Annotated in this window: 11 protein-coding genes; 5 read left to right on the top strand and 6 right to left on the bottom strand. The window is 73.0% G+C overall.

Annotation, left to right across the window (positions count from 1 at the left end; translation table 11 throughout):
* Window positions 1–99 precede the first annotated feature (99 nt).
* Window positions 100–459, bottom strand: coding sequence for a hypothetical protein (locus tag AB0L56_RS29920; protein WP_361027810.1), 360 nt, complete (start codon window positions 457–459; stop codon window positions 100–102).
* Between the two features lie 462 nt (window positions 460–921).
* Window positions 922–1,230 (bottom strand): MerR family transcriptional regulator, encoded by a 309-nt coding sequence (locus tag AB0L56_RS29915; RefSeq protein WP_361027813.1) that lies wholly within the window; start codon window positions 1,228–1,230, stop codon window positions 922–924.
* Window positions 1,231–1,810: 580 nt separating this feature from the next.
* Between AB0L56_RS29915 and trkA the strand changes: the two genes are divergently transcribed.
* Together trkA and AB0L56_RS29905 are read left to right on the top strand one after the other, a co-directional pair.
* On the top strand, window positions 1,811–3,124 hold the full coding sequence (gene trkA, locus AB0L56_RS29910; protein WP_365428828.1) for a Trk system potassium transporter TrkA: 1,314 nt from the start codon (window positions 1,811–1,813) through the stop codon (window positions 3,122–3,124).
* Window positions 3,125–3,207: 83 nt separating this feature from the next.
* Entirely contained in the window at window positions 3,208–4,689 is a 1,482-nt protein-coding gene (locus AB0L56_RS29905; protein ID WP_365428825.1) for a TrkH family potassium uptake protein, read from the top strand.
* On the opposite strand, the gene AB0L56_RS29900 is transcribed toward AB0L56_RS29905, so the two are convergent.
* Window positions 4,619–7,216: an ATP-binding protein gene (locus tag AB0L56_RS29900; RefSeq protein WP_365428822.1), complete on the bottom strand. Its 2,598-nt coding sequence runs from the start codon at window positions 7,214–7,216 to the stop codon at window positions 4,619–4,621. The genes AB0L56_RS29905 and AB0L56_RS29900 overlap by 71 nt on opposite strands.
* A 415-nt stretch (window positions 7,217–7,631) precedes the next feature.
* Here AB0L56_RS29900 and AB0L56_RS29895 point away from each other — a divergent pair, with 415 nt between their 5' ends.
* Window positions 7,632–8,516: a helix-turn-helix transcriptional regulator gene (locus AB0L56_RS29895; RefSeq protein ID WP_365428820.1), complete on the top strand. Its 885-nt coding sequence runs from the start codon at window positions 7,632–7,634 to the stop codon at window positions 8,514–8,516.
* A gap of 21 nt (window positions 8,517–8,537) precedes the next feature.
* Here AB0L56_RS29895 and AB0L56_RS29890 read toward each other — a convergent pair whose 3' ends face one another.
* Complete coding sequence (locus AB0L56_RS29890) at window positions 8,538–9,020, bottom strand: diadenosine tetraphosphate hydrolase (RefSeq protein ID WP_365428817.1); 483 nt, start codon at window positions 9,018–9,020, stop codon at window positions 8,538–8,540.
* Between the two features lie 32 nt (window positions 9,021–9,052).
* On the opposite strand from AB0L56_RS29890, the gene AB0L56_RS29885 reads away from it, so the two are divergent.
* A complete protein-coding gene (locus AB0L56_RS29885) occupies window positions 9,053–9,751 on the top strand; it encodes a hypothetical protein (RefSeq protein WP_361027828.1) in 699 nt (232 codons plus the stop codon).
* Window positions 9,752–9,956: 205 nt separating this feature from the next.
* Here AB0L56_RS29885 and AB0L56_RS29880 read toward each other — a convergent pair whose 3' ends face one another.
* Window positions 9,957–11,132 (bottom strand): MFS transporter, encoded by a 1,176-nt coding sequence (locus AB0L56_RS29880; RefSeq protein WP_365428813.1) that lies wholly within the window; start codon window positions 11,130–11,132, stop codon window positions 9,957–9,959.
* A gap of 79 nt (window positions 11,133–11,211) precedes the next feature.
* Here AB0L56_RS29880 and AB0L56_RS29875 point away from each other — a divergent pair, with 79 nt between their 5' ends.
* Window positions 11,212–12,192, top strand: a complete 981-nt coding sequence (locus AB0L56_RS29875) for a winged helix-turn-helix domain-containing protein (RefSeq protein ID WP_365428810.1) — start codon at window positions 11,212–11,214, stop codon at window positions 12,190–12,192.
* 34 nt (window positions 12,193–12,226) lie between these two features.
* On the opposite strand, the gene AB0L56_RS29870 is transcribed toward AB0L56_RS29875, so the two are convergent.
* A partial coding sequence (locus AB0L56_RS29870; RefSeq protein ID WP_365428807.1) for a transposase occupies window positions 12,227–12,511 on the bottom strand: 285 nt, incomplete at its 5' end.

Below are 12,511 nucleotides of genomic sequence, written 5' to 3'. Positions count from 1 at the left end.
GGACCGGCGCATCGACGCCGGACGATTCCCGGACGCGCGGGCGGCGATCGCGCTGGACGTGCGCCAGCGTGGTTCGGGGCCCACGGCGGGGGCGTTCTGTCAGTTGTCGGAGTAGCTGAAGTCGCCCACCGTCCAGGCGCTGACGTCCTCGATTGCGACGCGGTACATCCCGCCCGTTGCCGGGACGCCTACCGTGCCCTGGAGGATGCGGGCGACGTGGAAGTGGAGGTGTGTGGGCGGCCCGTTCGTCTTCGCGGTGTTGTCGAAGACGGCGGAGAACTCGCTCAGCTGGGTGGAGTCCGTCAGTACCTCCGACACCCGCTGCCTCCATACGGCTTCGGGGGCCAGGCGGCCGGTGATGACGGCACCACCGATGACCACGGTCAGGGACATCTGAGTGCTCTGCCCGGATTCCACACGGGCGGCGATGTCAACGATCAGCTCGTCAGGCTTCGGCATGGGATCGGATTCTATGCACCGGGCCGTCGGGGTGGTGGCTGGGGCGGCGGGACGGGTTCCAGTCACACGCCCCCAGCCACACGTATCGAGCGGCCGTCACTGTCTCGGGCTCGCCTCCTGCGCGGACGCCGCGATGTCCTCGGCGATATGCCGCTCGACCTGGCGTTGCTGCTGGGCGCTCCTCCATGGCGGTCCGCAACTCGGACTCCAGGCCCTCGGCGGCGCCCGCCTCCGCACGCAGCCGGTCGGCGCTGTGCCGTGCCTCCGGCTTCAGCCGCTCTGCCTCGGCCGATCGGCGGGGATCACTGGAACTCACCGTATCCGTACGGGCGGCTCCAGTCGCCGGGAACGCGGCTGGCAATGCGCCGCCAACGGGTCGGCCGGGGGGCCGGGTTGGTGGGCCGCACTCGCGGTGGACGTCGTCCCTGCGGCGGGTCAGCTGCCGGAAGGCCGGCCCCCGGATCATCGCGCCCGCAGTTCCTCGTTGATGCGCCGGGCCTCTTCGAGCTGGTCTTCCAGGATGATGATCCGGCAGGCCGCCTCGATGGAGGTTCCCTGATCGACCAGTTCACGGGCGCGGGCCGCGATACGCAGCTGGTAGCGGGAGTAGCGGCGGTGGCCGCCCTCGGACCTCAGGGGCGTGATCAGCCGGGCTTCACCGAGAGCCCGCAGGAAGGCGGGCGTCGTGCCCAGCATCTCCGCCGCTCGTCCCATGGTGTACGCGGGGTAGTCGTCGTCGTCGATGCGGTCGAGCGGTGTGTCTGCGGTCATCTGCACCTCTGAGGGGAATGCGTGGGTCATGCGTCGAGGGGCCTTGGTGCCGTACGGCACCAAGGCCCCGAGGGATTTGTAACACCATCCACCGGCTTACTGCACAGCCGGCCTTCTGTGTCCGCCTCCGCCCCGTGAGAGGGGCGGAGAGTGCGGGGATCGCGGATGCGTGACCGTGTGACCACCTTCCGTTCCGGGGCCTGCGGTACCCGGGGGGACCATTGCCGCCCGGGCGATCCTGATGGCGTTCGCCTCCTTCTTCTTTCTGTTTCGCATCTCTTGATACTGCGGATCCTGCGTCGTGCCGACGGTCCCGACGGGACCGCCCGCACGGCGGCCGGCGAGGGGGCCCGAACCTGCTCCGGCCCCGCCACTCCACCGCCGTGCCCACATGAGTTCTTCACGCGGGCAGTTCGTGTCTGCCACGCCTCACGGACGTTCCTTCGACAACAGAGAGACTAACCCCGTCATGCACGCATGTCTACAGCGGCCACGGTAGGTTTTGGTCTGTGCGGGTGAACGGTTCTCCCCCCTCACGCGTACGGACGGAAACCCGGTGCGGGCGTGCCACGATGCCGGTATGCGGGTCGTCGTGGTGGGTGTGGGCCAGGTCGGGCACACGGTGCTCAAGTCGCTCGCTGATACGCATGAGTGCACGGTGATCGACATCGACCAGGCGCGTCTGGAGGCCGTGTCGCACGCCTACGACGTGCGGGTCACCCACGGCAGCGGCACACGGCGCGAGACACTCCTCGAGGCGGGGGTCGCCGATGCGGATCTGGTGCTGGCGTGCACATCGCGGGACGAGGTCAACCTGGTGACCGCCATGCTCGCCCGGCGTCTGTCGTCGGCCCGGACGGTCGTGCGCGCCACCGGAACGGACTATCTGGCGGCCTGGCGTGCGGGCGATCTCGATGTGGACCTGCTCGTCTCGAAGGCGTTCGAGACCGCGAACGCCGTGGCGCGCGCCCTGCATGTGCCGGGCGCCCGGCATGTGGACTTCTTCGCCGGCGGCGAGGTGGTGGTGCTCGGCGTCGACGTCCCCGAGGCGCGGCCGCCCTGGTTCGCCGGCCGGCCCCTGCACGACGCCGGCCTGCCCGCGGCGTCCCGGGTGGTCGCCCTCGTACGGGACGGGAACTGGATCCGGGCGACCGAGCGCGAGGTGGTGCGGCCCGGCGACTGGATCATCGTGATGGCGTCGCTCCCGGCGGCGCGCGCCTGGAGCCGGCTGGTCACCGGGGCCGAACCCGTCGACGACGTCGTGCTCTTCGGCGCCGGCCGGGTGGGAACGGCCATCGCCCGAGTGCTGCTCGACCGGGGCATCGACGTGCGGGTGATCGAGCCGGACACGGCGCGGGCGCGCACGGCCGCGGACCTGCTCGACGGGGCCCGGGTCTTCCGGGCGACGGGCCTGGACCCGGAGTTCCTGCACCGCGAGCGCATCGGCACGGCGGGGGCCGCGGTGTTCGCCGGCGAAGACGACTCCCGCAATCTGCACGCGGCGGTGCTCACGAAGATCCACGGGGTGGGACTCACCCTGACGGTCCTCGACGACCCGGGCGCGGCCGAGGTCTTCGAGGCCGCCGGTGTCGACGTGACGATCGACCCGGGTGACGAGACGGCCGAGAAGATGGCCCGCTTCACCTTCGGCGAACGCACGCACCAGATGGCGATGCTGGGAGAGGACCGCTTCGAGGTGCTCGACATCACCGTGCGGCCCCGCAGCCGGCTGGCGCACCGCCCGGTCGACGCGCTTCCGGGGGGCTGCGTGGGGGCGATCGTCCGGGACGGCAGGGTGGTGTTCCCCCGAGGGACGGACGTCCTGCTGCCCGGGGACCGGGCGATCGTGCTCACCGAGCCCGGACAGGTCGCGGCGATCGAGCGCGCCCTGTGACACCCTCGCACTCGCCGTCGCCGTCGTCATCGCCCTCGAGACGGGCGCGCCGGCGGCGTCACCGCGGACGGCTCGATGTCGACGTGCGGACCGCGCTGGGTGTCGTCGGCACGCTGTTCGCCTGGCTGGCGCTCGCGTTCGCGGCGCCGGCGGTCGTCGCACTGGTGACCGGTGAGCCCCCGTGGCCCTTTCTCGTCGCCGGTCTCGCCGTGGCGGTGACGGGCCTGACGCTCAGGCGTCTGACGGGCCCGCGGCACCCGCTGGGCACCCGGGAGGGATTTCTCGTCGTGGTCGCCGTCTGGCTGCTGGTTCCCGCGTTCGGCGCGCTGCCCTTCCTGCTCGGCGACGTGCCCCAGCTCGACCGCCCGGCCGACGCCTACTTCGAGGCGATGTCGGGGTTCACCGCCACCGGCGCGACCGTCCTGACCGACGTGGAGGCGCTGGGGCGGGGCATGATGTTCTGGCGCCAGCTCACCCACTGGCTGGGCGGTGCGGGCATCATCGTGCTCGCGCTGGCGGTGCTGCCGCGGCTGCGCATCGGGGGCCGTGCGCTCCTGCGCTCGGAGCTGCCGGGGCCGGTCGAGATGGAGTCGCTCGGCGCGACCATCCGCGAGACCGCCCGCCGGCTGTGGAAGGTCTACCTCGCGGTGACCGCCACCGGCGTCCTGGTCCTGGCCGCCCTGGGGTGGGCCGGGCTGGACCGGCGGATGGGTCTGTTCAACGCGTTCTCCTACGCGACGTCCGCCGTCGCCCTGGGCGGGTTCGCCCCGCACGCCGACTCGGCCAGGGGACTCGCACCCGTGACGCAGTGGGTGCTGTGCGCCCTGATGGTGGTGGCCGGGGTGAATCTGCTGCGGTTGTACCGTCTCGCCGTGCTGCGTCAGATCCGGGCCGTGGCCCGCGACGAGGAACTGCGCCTGTATCTCGCCCTGCTCGCCGTGAGCGCGTCCGTCCTGGCGGTCGAGCTGCTCGCCGACGGCATGATGGGCGGGCCCGGCGACGTCCGGCACGCGGCCTTCCAGGCGGTCTCGGTGATGACCACCACCGGCTTCGCGACGCTGGACTGGTCGGCGTGGGGCATGCTCGCGACGCTCACCCTGCTGGCGCTGATGTTCGTCGGGGCCTGCGCCGGGTCGGCGAGCGGCTCGGTCAAGGTCGTACGCCACCTCGTCCTGTACCGCTTCGCCCGCCACGAGCTGGAGCAGGCCGTGCACCCCGACGCCGTCCTCACGGTGCGGGTGAGCGGTCGGGCGGTCGACGGCACCATGCTCCGCTCGACGCTGCTGTTCGCTCTCCTCTACGTGCTCGCCCTCGCGCTCGGGACGTTCGGCCTCGCCCTCGACGCGGAGGCGCGGACCGTCGACACCGGTGTGTTCACCGCGCTCGGTGCCGCGGCGGCGTGCCTGGGCAACGTCGGCCCGGCGTTCGGCGAGCTCGGCCCGTTCGGGTCGTACGCGCCGCTCGGTGAGCCGTCGAAGGTGATCCTCTCCGCTCTCATGCTCCTCGGCCGTATCGAGATCGTTCCCCTGGCCGTAGTGCTTCACCGCGGCTACTGGCGGGCGTAGCCGGGCCGCCGGACGGACCGCTCGCGGCGGCGGGGAGGCTGAGGACCATGGTGAGGCCGCCGCCGGGGGTGTCCTCGGCCCGCAGCGTGCTTCCCATGGCCTCGGCGAATCCGCGGGCGACCGCCAGTCCGAGGCCGACCCCGTCGCCCCGGGGGGCGTCGCCGTGCCGCTGGAAGGGGGAGAAGATGCGCTGCTTGACCTCGTCGGGAACGCCGGGCCCCCGGTCCACCACGCGCAGTTCCACCCGTTCGGCGAGCGTGCTGGCCGCGACCAGGACCGGCTCCTTCTCGGGGCTGTACTTCACGGCGTTCTCGACGACGTTGGCGACCACCCGCTCCAGCAGCCCCTTGTCCGTCGCCACCATCGGCAGGCTCTCGGGGATGTCCAGGACCACGGCCGAACCCGGTTCCGGGACGCCTCCCAGCGCCAGCGGAACCACCTCGTCCAGGTCCACCTCCCGAATCAGCGGCGTGACGGTCCCGGTCTGCAGGCGGGACATGTCGAGCAGGTTGCCGACCAGGTGGTCGAGGCGGTCGGCGCCTTCCTCGATCGCTTCCAGCAGCTCGGCCCGGTCCTCCTGCGACCACTCCACGTCGTCCGAGCGCAGCGACGACACGGACGCCTTGATCCCGGCGAGCGGGGTGCGCAGGTCGTGGCTGACCGCGGCGAGCAGGGCGGTGCGGATGCGGTTGCCCTCGGCCAGCTCCCTGGCCCGGTCGGCCTGGGACTTCAGCCGCCTGCGGTCCAGGACGACGGCGGCCTGCGCGGCGAACGCGGCCAGGACACGGCGGTCGGAGGCGGGCAGGACCCGGCCGGAGATCGCGAGCACCATGTCGTCGCCCACCGGCACGACCACGTCGGCGTCCTCGGGCCGCGCCACGGCGGACACCGCGCCGACGCCGCCGGCGCAGGTCCACGGCGCCGTGTCGTTCTCCCGCTCCAGCAGGGCCGCGGCGTCCATGGCGAAGGTCTCGCGGACGCGTTCCAGCAGCGCCTCCAGACTGGTCTCGCCCCGCAGGACGTTCCCCGCGAGGAACGACAGCGTCTCCGCCTCGGCGCGCAGCCGGGCCGCCTGGTCGGTACGGCGGGCCGCGAGGCCCACCACGGAGGCCACGGACGCGGCGACCCCCACGAAGACCACGAGGGCGACCATGTTCTGGGGTGCGGCGATGGTGAACGTCCGCACCGGCGGCGCGAAATACCAGTTGATCAGCAGCGTCCCCACCACGGCGGAGGCGAGGGACGGGAGCATGCCGCCCAGCAGCGCCGCCGCCACCGTCAGGGCGAGGAACAGCAGCATGTCGTTGGCCAGGCCCACATCGGGCAGGGCGGTGTGCAGCAGCAGGGTCAGCAGGACGGGGCCGAGCACGCCGGCCAGCCATCCGGCCACGACGCGGGACCGGCCCAGCCCCGCACCCCGGGCGGCGGGCAGACCGCGGCCCTTGCCCACCTCGTCGTGCGTGATCAGGTGGACGTCCAGGTCGGGCCCGGAGTCACGGGCCACGGTGGCGCCCACGCCGGGGCCGAGCACGTACTGCCAGCCCTTGCGCCGGGAGGCGCCGAGCACTATCTGGGTGGCGTTCACCCCGCGGGCGAACTCCAGCAGCGCGGTCGGGATGTCGTCGCCGACCACATGGTGGAAGCTGCCGCCCAGGTCCTCGGCCAGCGTGCGCTGGACGGCCAGTTCCCCGGGCGAGGCGGAGGTCAGTCCGTCACTGCGGGCCACATAGAGCGCGAGGACCTCGCCTCCGGCGCCCTTCTCCGCGAGGCGCACCGCCCGCCGTATCAGCGTCCGGCCCTCGGGTCCTCCGGTCAGGCCGACCACGATCCGCTCGCGCGAGCCCCAGATCGCGCGGACCCCGTGCTCGCTGCGGTACTGCTGCAGATACTCGTCGACCCGGTCCGCCACCCAGAGCAGGGCCAGCTCGCGCAGGGCGGTGAGATTGCCGGGCCGGAAGTAGTTGGACAGGGCCGCGTCGACCTTGTCGGGCGGGTAGACGTTGCCGTGCGCCATCCGGCGGCGCAGCGCCTCGGGGGTCATGTCGGCCAGCTCGACCTGTTCGGCCCGGCGCACCACCTCGTCCGGCACGGTCTCCTGCTGGCGCACGCCCGTGATGGACTCGACGACGTCGCCGAGCGACTCCAGGTGCTGGATGTCGACCGTGGAGATCACGTCGATCCCGGCCGCGAGCAACTCCTCCACGTCCTGCCAGCGCTTGGTGTGGCGGGCGCCCGGAACGTTGGTATGGGCGAGTTCGTCGACGAGGACGACCTCGGGGCGCCGGGCCAGCACCGCGTCCAGGTCCATCTCCGTGCGGACGGTTCCCCGGTGCTCCAGCCTTCCGCGCGGCACCTCTTCCAGGCCCTCCAGCAGTGCCCGGGTGCGGGGCCGGTCGTGGTGCTCCACGACGCCGATCACGCAGTCGGTGCCGCGTTCCACCCGCCGGTGCGCCTCGGACAGCATGGCGTAGGTCTTGCCGACGCCCGGTGCCGCGCCGAGGTGGATCCGGAGTGTGCCGCGTGCCATGGTCTCGTTCCGCTCTTCTGGGGCCCGTCCCCCGCTTGGCGGGGACGGCCTCCAGTGTGCGGCGCGGCCCGGCGGGGTCCACCCGTGGGTCGTCGGGGCGGCGTCCGCTGTCCGGGACACGGCTGGGATACGGCTCTGACCTGCCCGGACAATCCGGCTCCTGTCCGGGACAGCCGCTGGGCGTTGATCCCGCGCGGGGGTGTCGGCAGGGTGGGAGTCAGCCGGCCGGGCACGGGGCTGTGATGTGGGGGGAGTTCATGGTCCCGAGCCCGCGTCCGGTGTGACAGGTGTGCCTGCGGCATGGCGGATTTCCACGTTGTAGAAGATGCAACGGCCGCAGCAGGATGGCCTCATGGGGAACCTTCGTGAGTTGTCTCCTGACGCGGCACGGAATGCCGCTGGTTTCGTCGAGTCGATGAAACAGCTCAAAGCGCTGTCAGGGCTGACATACCGCGAACTGGAGGAGAGGGCCGCCCGCAACGGTGAGGTGCTCGCGCGCAGCACCTTGGCCGATGTCCTGCGGCGCACCGGGCTGCCGCGGCCCGAGGTCCTGGCGGCGTTCGTACGCGCCTGCGGGGACGGGGAGCGGGTCGACGCCTGGCTGGCGGCCAGGGAGCGGATCGCCTCGGCAGCGGGCAAAGCGGACCCGGAGCCGTCGGCGCCGCCGTCCACCGCGCTCGAGGCCCCGCCCCCGACGGAGGAGCCCATGGAGCAGGAGGAGCCCCCGCGGCAGCCGCGGAACCGCCGGCGCCTGACGCTGATCGGGGTCGCGCTGGCGCTTCCGCTGCTCGCCGTCGGCGCGTGGAGCCTGCTGCCCGACGGGGACGGGTCCGACGGGCCGGCCCCGGCCGACGGGTGGGTCACCATCCACCCGGCCGGCGACACCGACCTGTGCCTCACGGAAGGACGGGACCAGGCCGGCGCCTACGACAGCGCGGTGGCCGCGCACCTCCCCTGCGTCGATGCTCCGATACCGCGCACCTACCTGGAACCGGCTGGTGAGGGGCGGTACCGCGTCCAGTGGCACCACCCGGAGATGGGCAAGGGCTGCCTGGCGGTGATGAACGGCGGCCCTGTCAAGGGCATGATCGAGCCGCGCGACGACTGCAGTGGGGCGACCCTGTTCGTCCTGGAGTCCGTCCCGGACGGCTATGGCGGCCCGGAGGGCTTCCGGTTCCGCGCGACACCGGACGGCCGCTGCGTCGGCACCAAGGGCAAGGACATGTTCCAGGGCTCCGAAGCCGTCATGGAACCCTGCGCGAACACACGCGACCAGGTCTTCGAAATCCGCGAGAACTGAGCGACGGACCGGACGCGCGCGTCAGGCCGCCGTCTCGCGCAGCCGGTCCAGTTCGTCGCCGATCGCCGCCCGCAGCGCGTCGTGCCGCGGGCCGAGGCGGTGGCGCTCGTCGCTCCACCGGTCATGCGGGTACAGCCAGACCGGGAGGACCACCCGGTCGGCAGGCTCCCAGTCGAAGCGCGGCCAGACGTGCGCGTGCAGAAACGGGTCCGTGTTGCCCAGGATCTCGAGGTTCACCCGCCGGAAGGCGGGGTCCAGCCGCCGGCAGGCCCGCTCGACCGCCTCCCCGAGCAGGTCCAAGTCGGACAGGAACGACAGCCGCTTCCCCCTCGGCAGGTCCGACAGCCGCCCCACCCCCGGATCGTCCGCGAGGAGTACCGAGTACCCGGGCAGGAACTGGACGTCCCCGATCACCGCGAACCCCGCCGCCAGCCGCCGCATCACCGTGGGGTTCTCCCCCGCCAACGCGGCCCCGATCCGGTCCGCTCGCCAGTCATCACTCATGCGCGGACGCTACCGGCGGCGATAATCGGCGTATGACCTCACCCCCGGCCGGCGTGGATGTGGGCGCCGTGCGTGGGCGGCTGGCGGGTGATGTGCTGGCCGTCGGGGTGCCGTACGCCCTGGTGCTGGCCGGTGGGGACGCCGTACGGGCGCATGGGCTGGTGGCGGACCGGGTCAGCCGGGGGATGGACCTGGCCACCGAACATTCCGCGGACATGACGGAGATCGCCGACGGTGTGCGGGCGGGGCTGGAGCGGCGCGGGTGGGCGGTCGAGGAGCCGCTCGTCGATCCGCTGGCGGCGCGGCTGGTCGTCGGGGACCCCGCGTCGGGGGCTCAGTGGCAGGTGGATCTCCGCAAGGAGGCGCTCTGGCGGCCGTCGGTGGAGACGGAGGCCGGCCCGGCGCTCTCCCTCGAGGATCTGACCGGTACGACGGTACGGGCGCTGGCGGACCGGGGCCTGCCCCGCGACCTCGTCGACGTCCACGCGGTGGCGGACCGGTGGAGCCGCCCGGAGCTCGAGGAACTCGGCCGGCGGCACGCTCCCGACACCTTCGATCTGACGGAGCTCCAGTCCCGCCTGACCGGCACGGAGTGGCTCGACGACGGCGAGTTCCGCGCCCACGGCCTCGACGCCCCGGCGATCGAGGGCCTTCGCCGCTGGGCCCAGGCCTGGGCGGACGACATCGCGGAGCGGCTGCTGGAGGGGGAAGTGCCGGAGGAGGACCGGTAGGAGCGGCAGGAGTGGTGGGGGTTAGGGCCTGTCCGGCGAAGGGGCGGCGCCCTGCAATCCAGGTGAGCGGGGTCTGGAGGGAGTCGACGCGATGGGGGTCCCCCGCTCGAGCGAAGTCGAGAACGGGGGAGTCGGCGACCGACGACAACGCCGACGATGGGCGTACCAGGCCCCGCGTCCCCGGCATGATTCGCCGGACAGGCCCTTAAGCCGGGGTGGCCGCCCGGTGCTTCGGGGCGGTAGCCGCGAGGAGCAGGGTGACCGTGGCCGATGTCAGGGCCAGGGCGGTCATCGCGGTCGGCGGCGAGGTGAGCTCGGCGAGGCCGCCGGCCAGGGCCGCGCTGGTGCCCTGCATCGTGAGCATGCCGGAGGAGTGCAGGCCGAAGGCGTGGCCGGAGAGTTCCGGCGGGGTGAGGCGCATCAGCCGCTCCTGCTGCACGAGGCTCGCCCCGAAGCCCGCGGAGGCCACGGCGGCCAGGGCGGCGGCCACGGGCAGGGGCGGGTGGAGGACGAAGAGCAGGTACGGCGTGGCGAGGAGCAGCAGCAGCGGGGTTGCCAGCCGTCGGCGGCGGCCGGGCGGAATCAGCCGGCCGACGGCCACATCACCGGCGAGCATGCCCACGGCCGCGCACGCGAAGAGGGTGCCGGCGGCGTCGGGGGCGTAGGAGACGTAGAGGGCTTCGCAGCCGACGACCAGGCCGTTGGGGATCCACAGGCCGAGGTAGACATGACGGCGGGGCGGGGACGACCAGAGCCGGGCGTTGGCCCTCCAGGTGGCCCGTACGGAGGGGCGGCCCGTGGCGCGCGGCGGGCGGCGGGTGAGGCCGAGGCGGGCGATGAGCGCGGCCGTGAGGTACAGGGCCGCCGCCGCCAGCAGCGACGGGCGCGGCGAGAGGACGGCGACCAGGACGCCGCCCGTCGCGAAGCCGGTGATCTGCATGATGCCGTTCATCATGTTGAAGGCCGAGCGGCCCAGGACATAGCCGCCCCCGGGGAGGATCTCGTTCAGCAGGCCCCAGCCGGCTCCCCCGCCCACCGATGCCACCAGCCCCGTGAGGAGGAGGATCGCGAACACCGCGGTGACGGGCAGACCGGGCAGGGCGAGTGCGGCGGTGGCCGCGGCGAAGGCGAGCGCCGTGCCGGTCATGGTGGCCCGGGGCGGAAGGCGGTCGGCGGCCGACAGGAACAGCGTGGCGCCGAGGACATGCGCGAGGGACGGGCCGAACATGCTCAGCGCGGACAGCAGCGGTGAGGCGGTCTCCCGGTGGACGAGGGTGGCCAGGGCCAGCCCGCTGGTCGTACGGGCCAGGGTCTGGGCGGAGGAGGCGAGGAAGAGCGGGGTGAACTCGGGCGTGCGGAAGAGGTCCTGATAGCTGCGCATGCGCGGAGTCTGGGGAGGGCACGGGGGCGGTCGTTAATGTTTCGCGCAGGAGCGAAAGGTCGGGGAGGCGGGCGCGGTTGTGGGCTGGTGGCAGATCAGTGCGGACACCCTCGCCGGGAGCCGGTTCGTGCTCTCGCCGCTCGCCGAGACCTTCGCGAGCCTGCGGCTGCTGCACACGGCACGGGCCGCGCACCCCGGTGAGCGGGCGTGGCTCGACGCCCATCTGCCCGCCTACCGGGCACGGTTGGCCGCCGATCCGGTGACCGCCCTGCTGGTGCCGTCCGCGCTCGGGACGGTGTGGATCGCGGACTTCGTCACCGGCACCCCGCGGGGTGGCGAGACCTTCGAGCAGGAGATCGAACGGGTGCGTACGGTCTCGCCCGCCGACGCCCGCGCGCAGCTACGCGTCTCCCTGGGCGGCGGCCCGCTCCCCGCCCCGCTGGACCGCGACGACCTGGCGGAACGCGCCGCGGACCTGCTCACCCACGTCTGGGAGGACGCCGTACGCCCCTACTGGGCGCGGCGCCGGCGAGTCCTGGAGGCCGATGTGGTGGCCCGGGTGGCGCAGGTCGGCCGGGGCGGCTGGGCGACGGTGCTGGACGCGCTGCGGCCGGGGACACGCTGGCTCGGCGACAACCGGCTCCAGGTCAACGCGCACGAGCTGCCGCCGCGTGAGATCTCCGGGGCCGAGCTGCTGTTCGTGCCGGTGACCGCGCAGCGGGTGGGCTGGGTGTCGTCCGAGGGGACGCGACGGTACGCGCTCGTGTACCCGTGCGCGGGCGCGCTGGCCGGCGACCGTGACCGGGGGCCCGTGCCGGCAGGCCTGGGCGCACTGCTCGGGACCGCGCGGGCGCGGGTGCTGATGCTGCTCGGCTCCCCGATGAGCACCAGCCATCTCGTCGCGGTCACCGGGCAAGGGCTGGGCTCGGTCGGCCGTCATCTGCGGGTGCTGCGCGACACGGGGCTGGTGGAGCGGTGCGGCAGGGCGGGCCGGTCGGTGTTGTACGTGCGGACGGCGGCCGGCGAGGTCCTTGCCGAGGCCGGGTTAGGTGGTGGTTAAGGGGCTAGGGTCGGCCCTTGACTTCCTCCCCCGCCTAAAGGCGAGGGATTCCAGCGGTCGCCCGCTGGGGTTCCTGCTTCACCGACGACCGCTCCGTCCGGGAGGACTCCCGTTGAGGTCTTACACCGTCTCCACAGGCAGACGCCGCCAGCCCGGTGGCCAGGATGTTGCGTGCCGCGTTCACGTCGCGGTCATGCACGGTGCCGCAGTCGCACGTCCACTCGCGGACGTTCAGCGGCAGTTTCTCGCGGACCGTGCCGCAGGCCCCGCACAGCTTGCTCGAGGGGAACCAGCGGTCGATCACGATCAGTTCGCGCCC

Source organism: Streptomyces sp. NPDC052079 (assembly GCF_040680275.1).
Taxonomy (GTDB): domain Bacteria; phylum Actinomycetota; class Actinomycetes; order Streptomycetales; family Streptomycetaceae; genus Streptomyces.
Note: the sequence above shows the minus strand (reverse complement) of the source record. Positions and strands in the feature narration are given on the sequence as shown.